This is a genomic window from Methanopyrus sp. KOL6 (assembly GCF_002201915.1).
Lineage (GTDB): Archaea > JAADCQ01 > Methanopyri > Methanopyrales > Methanopyraceae > Methanopyrus.
Genome location: NZ_CP019470.1, coordinates 1,026,288 through 1,045,053 on the forward strand (window position 1 = coordinate 1,026,288; position 18,766 = coordinate 1,045,053).

General features: G+C 60.5%; 20 protein-coding genes. 7 read left to right on the forward strand and 13 right to left on the reverse strand.

Features of this window, described 5'->3' with window-relative positions; all coding sequences use genetic code 11:
* Positions 1–2: 2 nt before the first annotated feature.
* Both rsmA and BW919_RS05645 read right to left on the reverse strand, forming a co-directional pair.
* Positions 3–839 (reverse strand): 16S rRNA (adenine(1518)-N(6)/adenine(1519)-N(6))-dimethyltransferase RsmA, encoded by an 837-nt coding sequence (rsmA, locus tag BW919_RS05640; protein WP_088336055.1) that lies wholly within the window; start codon positions 837–839, stop codon positions 3–5.
* Positions 826–1,662 (reverse strand): THUMP domain-containing protein, encoded by an 837-nt coding sequence (locus tag BW919_RS05645; protein WP_088336056.1) that lies wholly within the window; start codon positions 1,660–1,662, stop codon positions 826–828. The genes rsmA and BW919_RS05645 overlap by 14 nt, the downstream gene beginning before the upstream one ends.
* Positions 1,663–1,700: 38 nt before the next feature.
* Here BW919_RS05645 and BW919_RS05650 point away from each other — a divergent pair, with 38 nt between their 5' ends.
* Complete coding sequence (locus tag BW919_RS05650) at positions 1,701–2,102, forward strand: cyclic nucleotide-binding/CBS domain-containing protein (RefSeq protein WP_088336057.1); 402 nt, start codon at positions 1,701–1,703, stop codon at positions 2,100–2,102.
* On the opposite strand, the gene BW919_RS05655 is transcribed toward BW919_RS05650, so the two are convergent.
* Together BW919_RS05655 and BW919_RS05660 are read right to left on the reverse strand one after the other, a co-directional pair.
* Positions 2,068–3,357, reverse strand: a complete 1,290-nt coding sequence (locus BW919_RS05655; RefSeq protein ID WP_088336058.1) for a hypothetical protein — start codon at positions 3,355–3,357, stop codon at positions 2,068–2,070. The two genes, BW919_RS05650 and BW919_RS05655, sit on opposite strands and share 35 nt — an antisense overlap.
* Before the next feature lie 18 nt (positions 3,358–3,375).
* Complete coding sequence (locus BW919_RS05660; protein WP_088336059.1) at positions 3,376–3,957, reverse strand: flavodoxin family protein; 582 nt, start codon at positions 3,955–3,957, stop codon at positions 3,376–3,378.
* A gap of 38 nt (positions 3,958–3,995) precedes the next feature.
* Between BW919_RS05660 and BW919_RS05665 the strand changes: the two genes are divergently transcribed.
* Entirely contained in the window at positions 3,996–4,826 is an 831-nt protein-coding gene (locus BW919_RS05665; protein ID WP_232452963.1) for a D-aminoacyl-tRNA deacylase, read from the forward strand.
* Positions 4,827–5,333 carry a hypothetical protein gene (locus BW919_RS05670; RefSeq protein ID WP_088336061.1) on the forward strand — a complete coding sequence of 169 codons (507 nt, stop codon included), beginning with the start codon at positions 4,827–4,829 and terminating at the stop codon, positions 5,331–5,333.
* Here BW919_RS05670 and BW919_RS05675 read toward each other — a convergent pair.
* The 3 genes from BW919_RS05675 to BW919_RS05690 form a co-directional block, all read right to left on the reverse strand.
* Positions 5,297–6,127 carry a class I SAM-dependent methyltransferase family protein gene (locus BW919_RS05675; protein ID WP_088336062.1) on the reverse strand — a complete coding sequence of 277 codons (831 nt, stop codon included), beginning with the start codon at positions 6,125–6,127 and terminating at the stop codon, positions 5,297–5,299. The two genes, BW919_RS05670 and BW919_RS05675, sit on opposite strands and share 37 nt — an antisense overlap.
* A 1-nt stretch (position 6,128) precedes the next feature.
* A complete protein-coding gene (mtxX, locus tag BW919_RS05680; protein ID WP_088336063.1) occupies positions 6,129–6,893 on the reverse strand; it encodes a methanogenesis marker protein Mmp4/MtxX in 765 nt (254 codons plus the stop codon).
* A 709-nt stretch (positions 6,894–7,602) separates the two neighbouring features.
* Positions 7,603–7,920 (reverse strand): hypothetical protein, encoded by a 318-nt coding sequence (locus tag BW919_RS05690; RefSeq protein ID WP_088336065.1) that lies wholly within the window; start codon positions 7,918–7,920, stop codon positions 7,603–7,605.
* 154 nt (positions 7,921–8,074) lie between these two features.
* Here BW919_RS05690 and BW919_RS05695 point away from each other — a divergent pair, with 154 nt between their 5' ends.
* Entirely contained in the window at positions 8,075–9,259 is a 1,185-nt protein-coding gene (locus tag BW919_RS05695) for an argininosuccinate synthase (RefSeq protein WP_088336066.1), read from the forward strand.
* Between the two features lie 73 nt (positions 9,260–9,332).
* Here BW919_RS05695 and BW919_RS05700 read toward each other — a convergent pair whose 3' ends face one another.
* The 3 genes from BW919_RS05700 to BW919_RS05710 all read right to left on the reverse strand — a co-directional run bounded on the left by BW919_RS05700 (position 9,333) and on the right by BW919_RS05710 (position 13,127).
* Positions 9,333–10,451, reverse strand: coding sequence for an ABC transporter permease (locus BW919_RS05700; RefSeq protein ID WP_088336067.1), 1,119 nt, complete (start codon positions 10,449–10,451; stop codon positions 9,333–9,335).
* Positions 10,436–11,143, reverse strand: a complete 708-nt coding sequence (locus BW919_RS05705) for an ABC transporter ATP-binding protein (RefSeq protein ID WP_088336068.1) — start codon at positions 11,141–11,143, stop codon at positions 10,436–10,438. The genes BW919_RS05700 and BW919_RS05705 overlap by 16 nt, the downstream gene beginning before the upstream one ends.
* 1,435 nt (positions 11,144–12,578) lie before the next feature.
* On the reverse strand, positions 12,579–13,127 hold the full coding sequence (locus BW919_RS05710; protein ID WP_088336069.1) for a macro domain-containing protein: 549 nt from the start codon (positions 13,125–13,127) through the stop codon (positions 12,579–12,581).
* A gap of 497 nt (positions 13,128–13,624) precedes the next feature.
* Here BW919_RS05710 and BW919_RS05715 point away from each other — a divergent pair, with 497 nt between their 5' ends.
* From BW919_RS05715 to BW919_RS05725, 3 genes are all read left to right on the forward strand, one after another.
* Positions 13,625–14,554 carry a calcium/sodium antiporter gene (locus BW919_RS05715; protein ID WP_088336070.1) on the forward strand — a complete coding sequence of 310 codons (930 nt, stop codon included), beginning with the start codon at positions 13,625–13,627 and terminating at the stop codon, positions 14,552–14,554.
* Between the two features lie 174 nt (positions 14,555–14,728).
* Entirely contained in the window at positions 14,729–15,754 is a 1,026-nt protein-coding gene (amrS, locus tag BW919_RS05720) for an AmmeMemoRadiSam system radical SAM enzyme (protein WP_232452863.1), read from the forward strand.
* Positions 15,755–15,922: 168 nt separating this feature from the next.
* Complete coding sequence (locus BW919_RS05725) at positions 15,923–16,738, forward strand: geranylgeranylglycerol-phosphate geranylgeranyltransferase (RefSeq protein WP_088336072.1); 816 nt, start codon at positions 15,923–15,925, stop codon at positions 16,736–16,738.
* Here BW919_RS05725 and fbp read toward each other — a convergent pair.
* The 3 genes from fbp to BW919_RS05740 are packed head-to-tail and all read right to left on the reverse strand — an operon-like array spanning position 16,727 to position 18,751.
* A complete protein-coding gene (fbp, locus tag BW919_RS05730) occupies positions 16,727–17,860 on the reverse strand; it encodes a fructose-1,6-bisphosphate aldolase/phosphatase (RefSeq protein WP_198324580.1) in 1,134 nt (377 codons plus the stop codon). The genes BW919_RS05725 and fbp overlap by 12 nt on opposite strands.
* 39 nt (positions 17,861–17,899) lie before the next feature.
* Positions 17,900–18,250, reverse strand: a complete 351-nt coding sequence (locus tag BW919_RS05735; protein ID WP_088336074.1) for a nascent polypeptide-associated complex protein — start codon at positions 18,248–18,250, stop codon at positions 17,900–17,902.
* 48 nt (positions 18,251–18,298) lie between these two features.
* A complete protein-coding gene (locus BW919_RS05740; RefSeq protein WP_198324581.1) occupies positions 18,299–18,751 on the reverse strand; it encodes a PUA domain-containing protein in 453 nt (150 codons plus the stop codon).
* Between the last annotated feature and the right edge of the window lie 15 nt (positions 18,752–18,766).

The following is an 18,766-nucleotide window of genomic DNA, read 5'->3' on the forward strand; positions in this document are numbered from 1 at the left end:
ACCTACCCCAGTGCACTCTCGATAGCGGCGGCGAGCTCTGCCACACGTTCTGGAGGTAGATGGAGCGGACGCTCGGATAGTATGTCTTTAGGGAGCCTTTCCAGTACCTTCAGAGCCTGCTTGCGATCGGCTGCCCACTCATGAGCGGAGAGAAGTAACGCGTTCCTCACCGTTTTGTTCTTGTGCTGGAAGAGGGCTCGACATACGGATTCCAAGGTGTCCAGATCCACGTCGGGACGCTCCTCCTCCGGCTTGGGTGTCAGTCGGACCACGGAGGAGCTCACGCGTGGGGGAGGAATGAAGGCACTACGTGGTACTCCCCTGAGGAGCTCTGCGTCCGCTAGTAAGCTTACCATCACGGTGAGTCGGCTGTATTTTTTTGATCCGGGTTCTGCCACCATTCGCTCGGCGAATTCCCGTTGGTAGGTCAACACTGCGACATCGATGTCCAGCTCCAGAAGCTTGAACGTGATAGGAGATGAGATGTTGTAGGGAATGTTGGCCACGACCTTGTTCACGTCGTTCGGAACGTCGTACTCCAAGAAGTCGGCCCGTACTATCTCGAGGTTAGGAGCCTCACCTAGCTCTCGCTCCAGAATCTCCACCATGCGTCCGTCTAGCTCGACGGCGATCACTTGACCCGCTCGGGTCATCAGGTAACGGGTTAGAAGTCCGGGTCCGGCTCCTATCTCCAACACGACGTCGTCCTCGCGTATCCCCGCTGCCTCCACCATGAACTCGAGGATATTGTCGTCTACCATGAAGTGCTGACCCAAGCGTCGCCTTGGACGGATACCGTACTTGGATCGCAGGTACGCCAGGTACTCAACGCTTCTCAACGCCGACAGACACCCTCGGCCCCAAGACGTCTACGGTGACGACTGTTCTCGGATCGTCCAAGTCGACCTCGTGACCAACGGATGTGAGTACGTCCCCTATGAACACCTCGGCTTCACGTGAAGAGGAGAACGTCCCGGCTCGTGCGATCCGGGCCTTGACGGCAAAAGGATCGAGGATGTGGGGTTCAATGTCCTCGAGGATTCTTTTCCTGAGCCCGTCACGGTCGAATTCGCCGCTGATCAGGAACCGCCTGATACGGAACACGGGGAACTCTTCCTTAAGGAGCTCGACAGCCTCGTCCGGGTCGCCTCTAGTCACCATTATCTCGACTCGACCTGAGAGGTTCTCTGGGGCCGGGGCGATGTCTGCGTCTAGTCCACGCCCCGTCAGCAGGCAATAAACTCGGGCGGCTACGTCCTCCTCGGTGAGATACGGGTTACCCCCGAACGTAATGAGCACGTCCAGCCGGTCCACCGGATCGTAACTTAGCGGCTCATCAGGGTGGACTTCCACCACCTCCACGCCGCTCCTGGCCAGGTAGTAGGGGCCGAGACCTCGGCCTCGGCCGAGGTATACGACGCCCGCCACACCGGCTTCCGCTAGTTCTCGAGCGCAGTAAAGGCACGGTCTGGCGGTCACGAAGATGACCTTCCCCTCAACATCGTATCGTCGTACCAGCTTACGCTCGGCGTGCTCGTCGTTGGCTTCCTCGACAGCTACGATCTCCCCGTTCTCTAGCAGGACCGCTGTGACCGTGCGTTTCGGGATTTCGTTCAGGATTTTCTTCACATCCACTGTCTGTCCCGCTAGGCTCACCTTCATAACGTAACTCCCCTGCAACTGTCACGGGGAGATTCGAGATGCCGGAGCGCCTGTACGTTAGGGACTACATGGTCACAGGTGTCGTTCAGGTCCGGATAACGGACACCGTGCGAGACGCCGTTCGTGAGATGGTCCGAGCCGGCGTACATGGGTTGGCCGTTGTGGGACCTGACGGTGAGCTAGTCGGAGTGCTGGAAGAAGAGCACATAATGGATCTCGTGGTGGAGCGGGGGAGGGATTGGGCGGACATCCTGGAGACGCCCGTCGAGGAAGTGATGAACCCCGAACCGGCTATCGTAGAGCCGAACGACACCCTCCTCGACGCACTGGAAGAGATGGAGCGCAAGAAGACCACTCGAGCTTTCGTGTTGAGCTGCGAGGGAACGCCCGTCGGTGTCGTCAGCGTCACAGATGTTCTGAGTGCGATCGTTCAGAGCTGATTATCGGTAGTATACGCTCCTCCGCCATCTTCGCCACGGTGAGGTAAGTATCTAGCGACACTGGAAGCTCCGGTGTTGAACTTAGCTGGCTGGGTATCCGCGGGCTCTCCGGGATCACAGGGTGCCGGTCGTGAATCTCCTCCCCGAGGGTCAAAGCTATCTCTTCGACGCGTAATCCCTCCCGTTTAGTATCCCCTTCGAACACCTCCACCACCCTCACGTTTGTGTCCTCCCGTATACACTCTGCTACCCAACCTTTGCATTCCTCACGCGTGCACAACAATACGATGTCCTCTACGCCTAGCTTCTCGAAGGCCTCCATCTGCGTCCAGAAGACGTAGTGACACTCGCCCTTCTCGTCCTTCCAGAGTTTCCTCTTGGACAGCTTGGTCCGTCGATGTAGGAACCACATGTACGAGAAATCGAACAGTGGCACGTTCAGGAGCGTCGACAAGAAGTACGCGTACAGACTACTCTGAATATCTACGTACCCTACCACGAGGTCCGAACTCCTCCATCCTATCTCGGCCGTGATCCCGTCGATGCCCCAGGCCATGACCCTCGGCAGGTACTTCCAGTTGAGCCACCACACTTTCACGTCTTCCGGTATTCCCTTGAGTGAGATCACTTTCTTCGCGGGGATCGCATCGAGTTCGACTATCTCCCGGCCAACACGCAGGTATGGAGAAACAACGGTGTCGGCTTCCACTTCCTCCACTAGGTTCGTTGGAGATGAGACTGCGTTCCTTGCGGCACAAATCGTCGCTGTCTTGGCTAATGCGAGCGCGAATAGTGCTCGTTTCAGCTCGGTGCGGCCGAACACGTACGAGATGCGGCCCATCGAATACTCCAGCTCGAGTAACGTGGGCGAGTCGACTTCGAAAATCGGTGGGATGGCTACCTCCGTCGGGGTCCCATCCCGCCTACTCGTCGAAACAGACATCTCACGAACTCTGCGCCGGAACTCACGGACCGCGGAAAGTAAGCGGTCTTCCAGTCCGCGCTCCGGCTCTTCCTCTCTCTCAACATAGACTCGGATCTCCGTCGGCCCTTCGGCGACCCTAGGTGAGATCGTTACGTTCTCGGGAACGTTAAGGCGGACTTCTATGGACTCGTCCTTTGAAAGTACCAGGAGATGTTCCCCGTGCCAAACGACTCGGCAGTCCTCGGGAACCTTGATTTCGGTAGAGTCGAGTGAGTCGAAGGCGTGAAAAAGGCAGGCGACTAGGTCGAGTAGTGGGTTATCCTCCTCCATTCCCAGACAGCCCGGTCCTTATCGACCCTTGATCAATTTGACAACTTCGCCCACACGACGACCGGTATTACGAGCCGTTTCGACGCCAGTTTCATCCTTCTCCACGTCTCCTGGCTCAAGTCCCACGCCCGCGCCACCGAAGTGTGCCGTGGGATCCGAGTCCCCGACCACGATCATGGCGTGGATCATGAAGAAGTTCTGGATGTCCCGTAGTGTGTGTTCTTGACCTCCGTTACGAGCACCTCCTACGGCGATGGCTCCACCGACTTTGTCTTTCAACTCCCAATTCACTCGCAGTGGACGTGTTCTGTCCATCAACGCCTTCAGTTGCGCACTCACGCCGCCGTAGTACACGGGGGAGCCCACGATCATCCCGTCACATTCGAGCATCAGCTCGTAAACGTCGTGCATATCGTCATCTATGACGCACTCGCCAGTTCTCAGACACTCGCCACACGCCCTGCAGGGTGAGATGTCCATGTCCCGCACGGTGATGAATTCCGTCTCCTCACCGGACACTTCCTCCGCAGCCTCGAGGGCAACCCTCACGAGGTACTCCGTGTTCCCCTCTCTCGGGCTTCCGGATATACCTAAAATCATCCCACATCGCACCCCTCAGGGGTTTCGGATTGAGACGTGTGGTGGTACTGTGGAACCCGGACGACCCAGCCTCTAAAAACATCGCGGAAAGCCTGACAGAGGACGCCGAAAAGCTCGATACCGAGGATCTCCAACACTACACCGTCGAAACCTGGGAACGTGACGGTGTCCGCTTCCACCTGACCGTCGCCCTCGGCGACCTCATCGAGGAGGACGAGGCACGGGAACTCTCCCGTAAATTCGACGTCATCGTGTTCGCCTCACGCCACGAGAGCAGGACCGAGAAACCCTCACTCACAGTGCACGTACCTGGTAATCCGACCCCTGAGGCCAAGTTCGGCGGTAAGCCGTTGGAGGTCTGTACGGCCGATCCTGAGGGTATGAAGGCAGCCCTCCTCGAGCTCAAACGCTTCCGGGATAAGCGTGGCCTGGATTACGACGTCTGCTACGAGGTAACGCACCATGGTCCTCGCGATCCGGGAGCTCCCTGCTTTTTCATCGAAATCGGTTCCGACGAGAGGCGCTGGGCAGATGAAGAAGCCGGAGAGGCGTGCGCCCGCGCGATACTCGCGACCGTCGATCCACCCGACGTCAAAGCCGTGGTCGGCTACGGCGGCGGGCACTACGCCCCCGCCCACACCGACGCGGCTCTCTCAGATCGGAAGCTCGCTTACGGTCACATTGTACCGGACTACGCCGTAGATCACGACTATCTACGGGATCAGTTCCTCGAGGTGGTAGACAAGACCCCTAGGGCCCGCGAGATCATCGTCGACGATCGTAACCTCGATCCTGGGATCGTGGAGCGGCTCGAGGATCTCGCCCACGATCGCGGTCTCAATCTCCGTGATGTCGAGGAGGTGAAATGAGTGATCCGTCGAGGTCAGAACTTCGAGGGCCCACCTGGACAGTACCGACGGATCGGCGCGATCGTTCGAGTCGGTCCTTACGCCCTATTCCTCACCGTCCGTGGCCCGAGACCCGCTCCTAAGAAGGTCCGCGTCGACGGGATCCGTTGTCCATTACTTCGCGAAGAACCCAAGATCAACGTCGCCGTCTACGCCTTCGAGTTCCCCGAGATCGTCGAACCGGACGAGATCGCCGAGCCCGAGCTCGGTGAAGCTACGCTCGAAGCCGGGAATGAATACCCATGCCGTATCGAGGACGTCGACAGGAACAACCTCCGGATCACCATCCCTTCATACCTCCCACGGCCCGGCGACGCCGGCGCCCCAATAGTTCAGAAAGGTCGTGTCGTCGGCATGCTCGCTTCCTATTGGATCAACGATATGCTCGGGATGGGACCACGCGCCGACATCGCACTCCGCGAGATCGTCGATTACTTCCGCCGTCGGACCCGTAGTTCCACCGCGTAGTGGTCCAACGCCGGGGAGAAACTCTTCACGCGCCGTACTTCCAGCACTTCGCCTTCAAAGCCATCCGGCAGCGCGTCCAGCACTTCTCGGGCCACCCGGTCCTCACCCCATCGCTTCTGGAACACCTCGTGTACGACCAAGATTCCATCGTCCCGTACCGCCCGACAAGCGTACGGAAGGAACTTCAGCGTCCCCTTCAGGTACCCCATCAACACCCGATCCACTCCCTGCACGAACCGTGCCACCTCTCGACAGTCCCCTAAGAACGCCCGTACCCTTCCCATTACACCGTTCAGTCTCACGTTCTCCACCAGGTACCGGTACGCCACTGGGTTCAGCTCCGCCGCCACTACCTCCGCCCCCGCCAGTGCCGCCGGTAGCGTGAAGTAACCGATTCCGGCGAACATGTCGAACACCAGCTCCCCCTCCAGGTCCGATTCCAGCAGCCGGCGGCGCTCTTCCAGGTTCCCCCGAGCGAACATCACCCGCGTCGGATCCAATTTGAACCGGATTCCCAGCTCCTGGTGTACGGTCTCTGCGTTCCGATCTCCCGCTACGACTTCCCCCACTGGCTCCCGAAACGTTCCATTCACGAAGCGTAGCGCCACCACCGATCGGGCTCCGGTCACTTCACGAAGGATCCGTCCAACCTCCCGTCGGTACTTCCACGCCCGCTCATCGAATAACCGGATAATCACCACATCACCAAGCTCCTGCCAACGGCGTGGTACTGAGTCCGCAACCTCCGAGAGTTCCTCCTCCAACCTACGCACGAACTCCTCGCGGGACAGCACTTCATCCCCCCGCCAGCTCGGCCGCCAGTCGCAACGCCCGTACGTAGCCCGACGCCCGCTGCACTCGCGAGGTGTCCACGAACACCACGCCCCGTTCGAGCGCCGCTAGCACCGGCGCTCCGTAACTCCTGAAGCCCGCAACCAGTGACAGGCATCGGAACGCTAGGTTTCCCAGAACCCCGTTCACGAACAGTACGACGTCCCGTTCCAGTGCTTCTTCAACTAGAATTCCGATGTGTTCAACTTCCATCCCGCGCTCCTTCAACAACCGCGCGACCAACTCCCCATCCGCCAACCACCGATCGATCTCCGACCGCCTACCGAAGTCCTCCAGTCGTCCTGATGATACTACCGCGACCGATGGTTCCCGCTGAGTCAGCCGTCGATGGAACCTCGCGGCTAGTTCCCCCAACTTCACCAAGGATCCCACATCCCACCCCTCGTCGATTCCCACCGGGGTCAGCAACACCCGTCGATCCTCCGTTTCGAGCACCGTCGATCGACCAGTGAACGGCAGGTTCAGTGCGTCGATCAGCTCCCGTACACACCGTCCCGATACCGCCCCCCGCACCGCCGCGTCTAACCTACCCTCGACGAGGTCCTCCACCAACGCTCTTCCCGGGTCCTCCGCGCGTACTTCCTCCACGTCCGCGTCGAGTTCGACGTCGTGGTACACTACGACGTCGATACCCGCATGTTCCACGGCTCTCAACACACGCTCCGTAGCTCCCGGCACCTCGCCGGACAGTGCTATCCCGATCCTCACACGAACGCCCCCAGCTCACCCTCCCTCCCCGGTGCACTTACCGTACACGGTTGGACACCACCGGTCCGTGGGTGGCACGCGACCGGGCGCTCCTCCGAGATCCCTACGGAGTGCCTGCCGACACGCGCGGTATAGTGGAACGATATCCCCACGTACGCCGGTTTCGAGACCGAGAGTCTTACGGTAATCACTTTAGACGGACGGGCACCGGTGGACCCAGTGGACTCCATCCACTGGCCGGAGGGTGAGGAGAGACGGCCCTGGCCGATGTCGATGATGAGGCTCGGGCAATTCCGATACCCTCGGTTGCTCCCGTCAAACCCTCACGAGCGAGGGCGGTGGGTGGTACCCGTAACGTACGGTCTCCGCACGGCCATCGTGGGTCATTTGGCGATTCAACATGTTAATGGAATATGCATGACTTGCGCACCGTCCATCGCCCGACGGTCCGGTCCCACGTACCATCGATCACCGCGGAAGATGATGGGAGTGACGGGATTACGGGCCATTACGTGCGATCGCCCCGCCAATCGCCCGAAACGCTGTGTGTTTGTCGGAAAAGGAATCTGTTTCTGAAAGCTATTCGCACCGTGGCCGGTATAGTCCTTGAGTCGGCGGTACGATCGGCTCTCAGAGAACCTCCCATTGTCGGCCGAACTCATTCCACTGGAGATGAACGCAACTTCTTCGGGCCCTCCGGACCGCTCGCTCAGCTTCCTCGGGTTCCTCGGCCTCGGATTACCGAACAGGGAACCGTCTGGAAGCGGTGTCGCACGGTACTGGGTGGCGAGACTCCAGGTCGACCTAAAGGATAGCGATCGGGTGGATCACGGGCCACGATGGTGGGTGTACCCTCGGGACCGGTCACCTCGAGGCCGAGCTCGACGGCTCTTATCACGGTCTCCGGCTCTACGTCGACGAGTAGCACGGAGGTTAGGAGCAGGCGGTGTCGGTACACCAGGGCAGCGTGTGGTCGGATGTCGAAGGTGAGATGGTGCTGGAGGAAGCGGCCGAGAAACGTCGCCACTACTTTTCGAGCTCCCGGTGGTGGTTCTCCCTCGATTCTGTCCCTTCAAACCCCTGGAATCACGTCGCAACAGGATTACTGAACAGGCTAGCTTCCCCCATGGAACGGTGGACGTTTTAACGTCCGAGGCTACGGGACGTCGGGGGTGCGTGCGGTGTCGCGAGTAGTTCTCGCGTACTCAGGAGGCTTGGACACTTCGGTTTGCATCGAACTCCTGCGGGAACGGTACGGTTACGACGAGGTGATCACGGTGACTGCGGACGTGGGCCAGCCGGAGGAGGAGCTGCGGGAGGCGGAGGAGAAGGCACGGAAGCTCGCGGATGAGCACTTCACGGTCGACTGTGTGGATGAGTTCGTGCGCGAGTACTGCTGGCGAGCCGTGAAGGCGAATGCAACGTATGAGGGGTACCCTCTGAGTACGGCGTTGGCCCGACCGCTGATCGCACAGAAGGTCCTGGAAGTGGCGCGCGAGGTGGACGCGGACGCGGTCGCACACGGGTGCACGGGGAAGGGCAACGACCAGTTCCGCTTCGAGTCCTACCTGCGAGCTCACGGCGGTGAGGAGTTCGAGATCGTTGCTCCGGTTCGGGACCTGGACCTCACACGCCACGAGGAGATAGCGTACGCCGAAGAGCGTGGGATTCCCGTCCCGGTGGACGTCGACAGTCCCTACAGTGTGGACGAAAACCTATGGGGCCGGTCGATCGAAGGCGGTGTCCTGGAAGATCCATCCGAGGAACCGCCAGAGGAGGTCTTCGAGTGGACCGTCAGTCCAGCGGAGGCCCCGGACGAGCCCGAGGTCGTGGAGATCGAGTTCGAGAGAGGCGTGCCCGTGGAGGTGGATGGGCGGGACGACCCGGTCGAGATCGTCCGGTACTTGAACGAGACCGCAGGCGGGCACGGTGTAGGCCGCATCGACATCGTCGAGGACCGAGTAATCGGATTGAAGTCACGTGAAGTGTACGAGGCTCCGGCAGCGGTGACGCTGCTCGAGGCGCACCGGGCGTTGGAGGCGTTCACCCTAACACGCCGGGAGCTGTCGCTGAAAGCATCACTGGAGGAAGAGTGGGCGCGACTCGTCTACGACGGGCTGTGGTTCGATCCCCTGCGCGAGCACCTGGAGGCCTTCTTCGACTCGACGCAGCGGTACGTGGAAGGGACCGTATGCGTGAAGTTGTTCAAAGGTTCCTCGATCGTAATCTCACGGGAATCCCCGCGGGCGCTCTACGAGGAGGAGTTGATATCGTATGAAGAAAAGCAGTTCGATCAGCGGACTGCTGAAGGTGCTGTAAAGCTACACGGGATCCAGGAACGGCTGGCTTTAAGACGTCGTGAGTGAGGCTCGGCGCGCTCCGTTCCGGTCATCTCCACGGGTCCTCGATGCCGCCTTCTCACCTGAACGTCGCCCAACGTTACAGGTGCTCCCGTATCCTGTCGTACAGCATCGCGCCCACCGCGATGAACACCGTCGCGAACCCCGCCAGGACGACGATGTCGATGGGATCCAGGTACCCAAGGAGGGCCGCCTTCCTGGCGGCGTCCCCCATGTAGTACATCGGATTCACCTGCGCGATCCTGTAGGCCCATTCCGGCATGACGCTGGGTGGCATGAAGATTCCCGACAGAAACATCATTGGGAGCGTCAGCGCCCCGGTGAGCATCTCAGCCACTTCGGACCTACCCGCCACCGACGCCATCAGGAGGGCGAATCCTATCATGGTGGCGGCCGACAGGATCCCAACGCACAGCAGGAGGAACGGATGCGGTACCTTCGCGCCCAAGGCGAGTGCCGTCACCAGTACGATCCCGCAGCGGACGGCCCCCCAGAGACTCATGTTGAGGAACCTTCCTATCACGACGTCTCTAGGTCTTATAGGGGCGGCGAACAGCGCGTAAGTGACGCCTGTCTCTATTTCCTCCATCATGACGCGACCCATGCCGAAGATCGATCCCATGGTAGCCGCCAGCACCACCAGTCCCGGCACCAGGAAGTCGAAGTACTTGAGTCCCTTTACCGGAGCCTCGAAGTCGAACGGGTTCACCAGCACTCCCGAGGTCGGCAGCGGTGATGGTGCCGGCGTCCAGCGAAAGGCGGCTTGGAGTTCGCGCACTGTCTTCTTCATCTCCTCCGAGACGCGCTTGGCCCAGGCGCGTTGGATGACACCTCGCACGTAGGACGACCCCATAGGGTCCGAGGGGTCGTAGTACACCACGGCTTTCTCCGACGGGAACCCCTTCGGCACGTGCACGAAGACCGTCGCCCTTCCATCTTTGACCATCGTCTTACCTTCGCCGATGCTCCGGACGTAGACGACACCCATCCGGTGGTCGGACTTCAGCGCATCGATGATCGGGTCGAAATCGGAACTGTGGCTCAAGACGGCGACGGTCACGTGTCTGGGTTTGACGTCGTGGAACGCACCGTACATCACCAGGATCATGATCACGGGCATGATCAAGGTGGGTGCGAGCCTCCTGCGGTCCTTGAGCCAAGCCCTCAGGTCGCGGGCGGCTATCACTCGCCAGGACAAGAGGCGACCCCCTCGTAAGCCTCGAGCAAGGAGCCGTGACGTTCCATCACCCTGTCGAAGGGTTCGTCGAGCTCCTTGCGGCCCTCGAGGAAGATAAGCACTCGGTCGGGTTTCAGCTGCTCTACCTCGTAGACCTCATGGGAAACGTATAGTATGGTGACCCCACGCCTGTGGAACTCCTTCGTCACCCGTATTACGTCCTTACGCGCCATGGGATCGAGCTCGTTCGTGGGTTCGTCCAGGACGAGCATCTCCGGCTCCAGGGCGAGGGTGATAGCGATCGCGGCGCGCTTCCGCATACCGCCGGAGAGCTGCCCCACCTTCCTGTCCATGAACCGGTCCACATCTAGCATTTCAAGTGGTTCGAGGTCCGGTTCCCGACCGTACAATTTGGAGTAGAACAGAAGGTTCTCCCGGACGGTTTGCTCAGGGTACATACCTCCCTGCTGCGGGACGATACCGACCCTGCGCTTGGTCTCGGGGTCGGCGGGATCGCCTCCAAGTACCTCGATACGACCCGAGGTGGGACGAGTGACCCCGCAGACGATCTTGATGAACGTGGACTTACCGGCACCGTTGGGCCCCAAAATGGCTACCAACTCTCCCGTCTCTATCTCCACGGACACGTCGCGCAACGCCACGACCTCGCCGTATTCCTTCCTTAGGTCCTCAGCTGCTACGGCGGGTGGCACCCGGGACCCCTCCGAGCCAGCACATGGTCCTCTTTCAGGAAGGTTTCACCCCTTCCACTCCGTGGAATCGGAGGACTGAGATTGCCTAGGAGTACCGTGAAGTAAGTTGCTGTAAACACCACTACATATGATAATTCACGTACTATCGCCAGCAAGCGCCCTGCTAAGTATCGCACTGTTTATGTACTATCTATTGATGATTGTCCCATAATAGTAATACGGCCGTTCAGGATTAACGGAAGATGTAGAACGTTTTGAAGTTATGGACTGACGCATCCGCAACTCATCCCGTTCAACACTTGTTATAACTTCGTTCGAATGTAAGGAACACTCCGCCGCTTTCGGATTACCGATCGGATCGGCGTAACCCGTACGAATTCCCTCAGGCCATCCGGATCTGGTCTCGCTCGAGTCTTGAGTGGGTCCAGTAGTGCGCAGGCTCATTCCCACGGGGTACTGACCAGAGAGGGTGCCGGTCGAGTAGTTCTCCGATGGATCCTCGGTGGGTCGCCGGGTGTTGAGAGCTGTGCTCGACGGGTCAGCCCGCGTCGAGCCCGTTGTACAGGAAGCTTACCCGGAGAACTCGGATCCGTCCCATGGGATCGGATATGAGGTAGGGACGTCGTGACACACTCCGACCGGTAATACCTAACTCGCGCATCTTGAGCCTGGAAGGGGTCCCCGGTACGACCTCGTCTTGACGGAATCCTCGGAACCCGGAAGAATGGCCACGGCATGCGATCACCCTTGGACGACTCTGAGGCGGTCGGGGAGATCGTCCGCAGGAGAGTGTATTCTCCACGCCATTACAGGTGAGGCGCTCGAAGAAAGCTCTGGTCGAGGTTGAACCGGAGCACGTAGTATGGAACCGACCGGAGACGATTCCCGAACACCACTCTCGATCATCGTCGGGTGCCCCAACCTACGCCGGGACGAGAGTGTCACCGTCGTACCGGTCGAGATGATGATGCGGCACCGTCGAGGAGGCGTCCCGATGACGCCGACGTGGATACACCGGGTCACACGGTGATCGTGGAGGCTGCTCCGTAGGGCAGATCCGTCCGACGACACAGTTGAGGGAGTCGATGGCCCGGTATCAGCGTAAGTCGTTGATGCAGAACCGTCCGGAGCGACCGTTCCCGAGAGTATACGGCACTTTCACAGAGTTAATTTGCCCGGTGGAAAGCCAGTACTCTGACTAGTTCTCATCAGATGAGCCGGGAGCCCGCCGCGACGACAATGCTATTCGATTTGCCGTTCGGTAGGAGTGTCCCGTGCTATCCGTCCGGATGCAGTATTATCGATGTCGTATCGTTAATGCGTCGTTCATGCACGACCGTCCGATAACAGTGATGCAAGCGTCCGGAGTTAGCGATGGAAACGGAACAAGTCGACTCGATGGGTCGTGACAGGCGGGACCGTGGAGCAAGCTTGGTTACCCGACCTTTCGTTCCAACGCTCTTCGGAACGCCTCCGCCAACTCCTCTTCGTACCCTACCAAGTACACCGTCTTCACTCTATCCAAGTTGGGTGCCAGCCTCTCGATGACCTCTACCATTGTCTCTGCGGCGTCCTCGTACGGTACACCACCCACTCCCGTGCCCATCCCCGGGAACGCGACCGACTCGACGCCGAGTTCTTCGGCCTTCCGAAGCGCGGCCTCCGTGGCCTTGCGCACGTTCTCGACACCAATCCTCTGGGCCGGTCGTTCCATCGTGGGCGAGTGTATCACGTAATCGGCGTCGAGATCACCCGCCGTGGTCTCGACAGCTTCTCCGACCGGAATTGGTGCTTTCTCCATCGCCTCCCGCTCGATCTCCTCCCCACCTTTCGCCTTGATGGCGGCCGCCACGCCACCTCCCATAACGCCGCGGCTGTTAGCGGGGTTGACGATAGCGTCGGCGTTAAGTTCTGTTATATCTCCCCTTAAAATTACTACCTTTATACCTTCTAACTCGGACTCGGCGATCCTCTCGAGCGCCATGCGATTTACCCCCGGCTTCGGTAACTCCAGCCGTTTCCTCACACTTTTTGAACTGGCACGGTGGTCTCCGCCGGTCGGTCCCGAACTCCGTCGCAATCGTCAGCGGGCGTTCCCCGTCGGGCGATGCTCGTCACCGGCCTGGACGCGCCCGGTGGTCGAACGCACTCTGAGACGCCGTCCTCACCGACCCGACTGGATGGTGTACGACCTCGGGTGCGAGGGTGGATGGTGATGGGTCACCTTCCCCCAGGTGAGGAGTCGGGACGCTCGCCGTTGGTCCTTTCCGGGTGTGCCCGGCGGCTTGCTCGCCCCCTCATCCTGCCCGGAACGGGCCGTCAGGGACGGCCTCGACCAATGTGACCGGGCTACCGACGGGCCGGATCATCGGGGGCGGCGGGGGGAGGCCGCCCGATCCTGACCGGCCGTGTTCTCAAGCCGCTGTAAACGGCTTTAAACGGTGTTCGGTCATCGCGTCCTCGGTCCGGGGGAACGGTCGGATGGATCCCTGGTTAGCATTGGTGGTCATGGTTGGGTGTTTCATCGGGTTCCACTTCCTTTCGGAGCTGCTAGTGGACGCCACGGTGGCCGTCGCCCGGAAATACGGTCTCTCGGAGTCGGTCGCCGGGGCCACCCTCGCGGCGATCGGGACCAGCGCACCCGAGTTCGGCTCCTCGTTGAGCTCGATCATGCTCGAACACCCGAACGTGGGTGTGGGTACCGTCCTGGGATCGGCCGTGTACAACATCACCGTCATACCCGGGCTCGCGGCGCTCGCCGCTGGTGGTCTGACTCTCGAGCGTGCCGTGTACCTTCGAGACGTTCTCTTCTACCTCCTCGCGCTCGTGGCCGTGCTCGTCTGTCTCTGGGATCGGGTGATCCTCCGCGTCGAGGCACTCGCATGGGTGATACTGTACGGACTCTACGTCCTTCTGATGAAACGGACAGACGGGAACACCCTCGAGGCCGAAGGTGGTACCGATGAAATCCAGCTGCGGAACCTCGTCGTCCGGATATCGGTGGCAGTGGTCGGAATCGCTGTACTCTCCGACCTGATGGTTCGGGCGACTGTCGATTTCTGCTGGGGGTTCAGTCTGTCAGAGTCGAAGGTGAGTCTGCTCTTAAACGCCGCGGGTACGTCGGTACCCGACACCTTGGCCTCTGTGCACGCGGCCCGTCGTGGTTTCGGGAGCTTAGCTGTCTCGAACGCCGTCGGAAGCAACACGTTCGACCTCCTCGTCTGCTTAGGGGTTCCACTGTCGCTCGTGCCCCAGATCTCAGTCCACGGGGAGTTGGGGCCGACGGCGCTGGCACTGGTCGGCTGCGTGGTGTTCTTGTACCTGATCACGGCGGACGGGAAGCTTCGCAGCGTGGAGGCACTAGCGTTGCTCGGGGCGTACGCGGCGTTTGTGGCGTGTTTACTAGTATAAAGGATGGGTACTCTCGGCGCACCCGGGCACTTAAAGACGGCTCCGGTACTCCGATGGATCCGAAATCGCGTACTCCGAGTGGGTTGCACCGTGGGATTAGTGCTAACTCGCGGGGTTGTCAGTACCTTACGGAGAGGAGGGCGTAGGGTCCACGGAGCCATGGGGAGTCGCACCATGCATGATGACGCTCTCCGCGAGTGGAGAGGGAGAACCTGGGATGAGGTGGACGGGAAGGTACGATGTCTGGTATGCCCACGGAAGTGCGTGATTTCCGACGGGGAGCGGGGGTTTTGTCGAGTCCGAGAGAACCGGGACGGTGAGCTCGTCTTACTGATCCACGGGAAGGTCAGTACGGCGGTTCCGGACCCCATCGAGAAGAAGCCTTTGTTCCATTACAAGCCGGGTACGGAGGTGTTCTCACTGGGTACCGTCGGGTGTAACTTCCGGTGCAGACACTGTCAAAACTGGCAGATCAGTCAAGCGGGGCCGGAGGAAGTTCCGCTGGAAGAGTGGCCTCCGAAGCGGATCGTCGAGGCCGCGAAGCGTACCGGGTGCGAGAGCGTAGCGTTCACTTACAACGAACCGATCATCGGTCTGGAGTACACGCTCGAGACCTTCGAAGTCTGCCGTGAGGAGGGACTCGGGTGTGTCTACGTGACCAACGGGTTCGCGACAAAACGGACTGCGAGGATACTCGGTGAGGTCCTTGATGCGGCTAACGTCGACCTTAAGGCGTTCACAGAGGACTTCTACCGCGACGTTGCGAAAGCTTGTCTGAAGCCTGTCCTTCGGACATGCAAGATCTGGAAAGGTATGGACGTACACGTCGAGCTGACTACCTTGGTTATCCCAGGATATAACGACTCGGAGGAGGAAGCACGAGAGATCGCGCGATGGATACGGAAGGAATTGGGTCCCGATACCCCGTGGCACGTGAGCAGGTTCCACCCGGACTACAGGATGATCGACATACCACCGACACCCGTCGAGACCGTCGAGAAATTCGTCGAGATAGGCTACGAAGAAGGCCTCTACTACGTGTACGCGGGTAACGTTCCGGGCCACAAGTACGAGAACACGTACTGCCCGGAGTGTAAGGAACCGGTCGTAGTACGCCGTGGGTTCTCGGTCGTGAAGACGCACTTCACCGACGACTTCCACTGCAAGCACTGCGATGCTAAACTACACTTCGTGACCTGAGTCGGCCAATCGAGGCGTCTTCATCGCCCTCTCCTCGGCTCCAGACGGCCCACACTCGTCATCCTTCACGGTGAACCTCGCCGTTGGTCCGTCCCATGACTCCGACAGTGTCGGAGCCGTCGGGCGGATCGACCTTAAGGTAGTCGCTGTGGTGGTAGGGGTGAGAACGTGCGGGCTTACTTCGAGCTTGCCCGACCGGTCAACTGCACGATGGCCGCCTTGGGAGTGGTCGTAGGGGAGCTGATCGCGGGAGCCAAGCTCGACGTCGGGGCGACCCTCGCGCCGGTAGTCGCCGCGGTCGTATGTGCGGGGGGGAACGCCATTAACGACTACTTCGACGCCGACATCGACGCCGTGAACAGACCGGAGAGACCGATCCCGAGCGGTCGGGTGTCACCGCGGTCGGCTCAGATGTTCGCCCTCGGATGCTTTACCGCCGGAATTGGAATGGCCACTGTGATCAACCGGATGTGTCTCACGATCGCCGTCCTGAACTCTACCTTACTCTACCTATACTCATGGCGCCTGAAGGGTACACCCCTCATCGGGAACGTCGTGGTCTCCTACTTGGTGGGTTCTTGCTTCCTGTTCGGAGCTGCGGTAGGTCAGCGGCCGACGCCCGCAGTATGGCTCTTCCTGCTAGCTTTTCTGGCGAACTTGGTACGTGAGGTCCTCAAGGACCTGGAAGACGTCGAGGGGGACGCGGCGCTCGGTCTCAAGACGCTCCCGATCGCGTGCGGCGAGAGGATCGCTCTCCGAGTGGCGACGGTGTTCGCGACCGCGCTGGCCGTCCTCACGCCGCTACCATACTTGGACGGTGTCGTCGGGTGGCCGTATCTGGTCCTGGCCCTACCCGCCGCCTGGGTCATACTTCTGGCCTCGGTCCTCGCGGTCGTAGGGAACTGGGACGCGGGTAAGGCGCAGCGGGTGGTCAAGGTTGGGATGCTGTTGGGGTTGCTGGCCTTCCTGGTCTCACTCCTCTAGGTCCTCGAACCTGTCCTCGAGCTTCTTCAGTACGTCCGGTAGCGTCGTGTACTCCAGTTCCTCCTCAGACAGTAGGTGAGGCTGGAACGGTCCGTGTCTCCGGATGTAGTCCGCCACCTCGTTCGCGATCTCCCTCGCCCGGTCGAACGCCGGGTCCGCGAATAGGTCCTGCGGGCCGACCAGCTCTCCGTTCCTCAGCTGGAACCCGAGCGCTATGATCCTAGGTGGACCGTCGAACCTCGTCGGGTGCGCCTCCTCCTCCGACACGGGCATCAGCGGACCGTTGTGGCTACCCCTCATCCATCCGGCTACGAGGTGCGGGAACGTGAACGGTTCGAGCACCTCACCGACGGCCGGGAACCCGCTCTGGCACCTCACGATGGCGACCGGGTCGTCCTTACCAACGTACTCGCCGGCGATCAGGTTCAACCTCTCCGTGCTCGTCACGGCCGCGATGCGTTCGGCCTCGTCCTCATCCCCCTTCTTGTACACGCGCTTGATCGCGTAGCGCTGGGTTTGACCGATCAGGGCGAGTAGATCGTACATTTCCTCGGGACACTTCAGGACAACCTTCTTCTGGTCAATAACGTCGTGAACCTCGAACTCGAACCCGTTGTGCATGCTCGGATCCAGTACCAGACCGGCCGTGTTGTTCGGGTCCGCGAAGATCCGGAACAGGGGTAGGTTGAACGCGCTCGGCTCTGTCTTGTCGCAACAGAACACGATGATCGGCTCGCTCGGACGCTCCACCAGCTCCATCTCCGCCGCGCCCGGACCGAGCCCACGCACGTTGCCGCTGAACGCGTCGGACAGTAGGTCCTGACCGGCGCCGTACAACTTCAGGTCCTCCGCGACCTTCGTGGCCTCTTGGAACGCGTTCCACGCGAGCTCGTGCACCTTCTCGTCGTCTTCACCGCGCGCGTGTGTCATGATGAGATCGATGTCGTCGCCACACCGAGTCACGTAGTAGTCGATGATCACCTCGTCCACAGCGTCTTCGAGGACTCCCTCACAGGCCTCCAGTAGATCCGGATGTACCTCCGAGTGGCCCGGGAAACCTCCCACGTCCGCCTTGATCACGCTCACGGTGACCTTCTCCTCGGCCACCGAGACTACCCCCATCGGTCGGCCGTTACCGGTGTTAAAAGGGGCTTCGGTCGTTCACTCACCCTGCAACCGCATGATCGCCTCCGCGAGGTCTCCACCGGTCTCTTCGAGCGCCTTCCTCGCTTCTTCCTCGGAGACCCCGGCTTGTTCCGCGACTAACTTCACGTCCTCGTCTGTGAACGGCTCTTTCTCCGGCTTCTCCCGCTTCGCCTTCCCAGCCACTTGGTAAAATTCCTGATCCATGATCTTCATCCGTATGACCTGTGGCTTCTCGAAGACGAGCTTCGAACTGTCCTTTAGGTGGATCTCCACCCGCTCCACGCCGCTGACAGGTTCTTGCTCCATGCCCATCTCACGCATGAGTCTCTGTAGCTTTCTTGGGTCGATCTTGCCGCCTGGGAACAATTACAATCCCCCTCACTACCCGGTCGGATCCGGTGATAAAATGGTTAACTAGAGGCCTCGACGCACACGGACCGCGACCCCGTGTTCGAAGTACTCGACCTCCCACCCCGAGAGCCTCATCTTGCCCACCGCCAGCAGCTCGTCGTCCTCCGAAACCACGAGGCACTCATCCCCCGGTCGAAGTTCCTCCCAGCCCCGGAGGGCGTACTCGCAGAAGAGGTCGCGACCCCTCCTCACGGCCTCGACCCACTCGTCCGCACAGACCACACGGTGCTCCGGCGGTTCCGTGGCGGAGTGTAGGCGCCTTGCTCCCTCCGGGGCCAGCGAGACCAGACCGTCCGAGGCCCTTACGGTGCACAACCTTTTCCCGTCGACGAACACCTCGCGCGGGCGACCTCGGCGCACCCTCACCTTCACCTCGCCGTCGAGCATCGCGTCCGCAGCCTCACGCCCGAACTGATACGCCAGGATACCACGCACAATCTCCACGTAGCGGCTCATGGGGGAACCCACCCG

Excerpts from the sequence above, each read along its gene's own strand:
- BW919_RS05645 (WP_088336056.1), bottom strand. The coding sequence starts at position 1,662 with ATGAAGGTGAGCCTAGCGGGACAGACAGTGGATGTGAAGAAAATCCTG.
- BW919_RS05650 (WP_088336057.1), top strand. The coding sequence starts at position 1,701 with ATGCCGGAGCGCCTGTACGTTAGGGACTACATGGTCACAGGTGTCGTT.
- BW919_RS05655 (WP_088336058.1), bottom strand. The coding sequence starts at position 3,357 with ATGGAGGAGGATAACCCACTACTCGACCTAGTCGCCTGCCTTTTTCAC.
- BW919_RS05660 (WP_088336059.1), bottom strand. The coding sequence starts at position 3,957 with ATGATTTTAGGTATATCCGGAAGCCCGAGAGAGGGGAACACGGAGTAC.
- BW919_RS05710 (WP_088336069.1), bottom strand. The coding sequence starts at position 13,127 with ATGGCGCTCGAGAGGATCGCCGAGTCCGAGTTAGAAGGTATAAAGGTA.
- BW919_RS05715 (WP_088336070.1), top strand. The coding sequence starts at position 13,625 with ATGGATCCCTGGTTAGCATTGGTGGTCATGGTTGGGTGTTTCATCGGG.
- amrS (WP_232452863.1), top strand. The coding sequence starts at position 14,729 with ATGCATGATGACGCTCTCCGCGAGTGGAGAGGGAGAACCTGGGATGAG.
- fbp (WP_198324580.1), bottom strand. The coding sequence starts at position 17,860 with ATGGGGGTAGTCTCGGTGGCCGAGGAGAAGGTCACCGTGAGCGTGATC.
- BW919_RS05740 (WP_198324581.1), bottom strand. The coding sequence starts at position 18,751 with ATGAGCCGCTACGTGGAGATTGTGCGTGGTATCCTGGCGTATCAGTTC.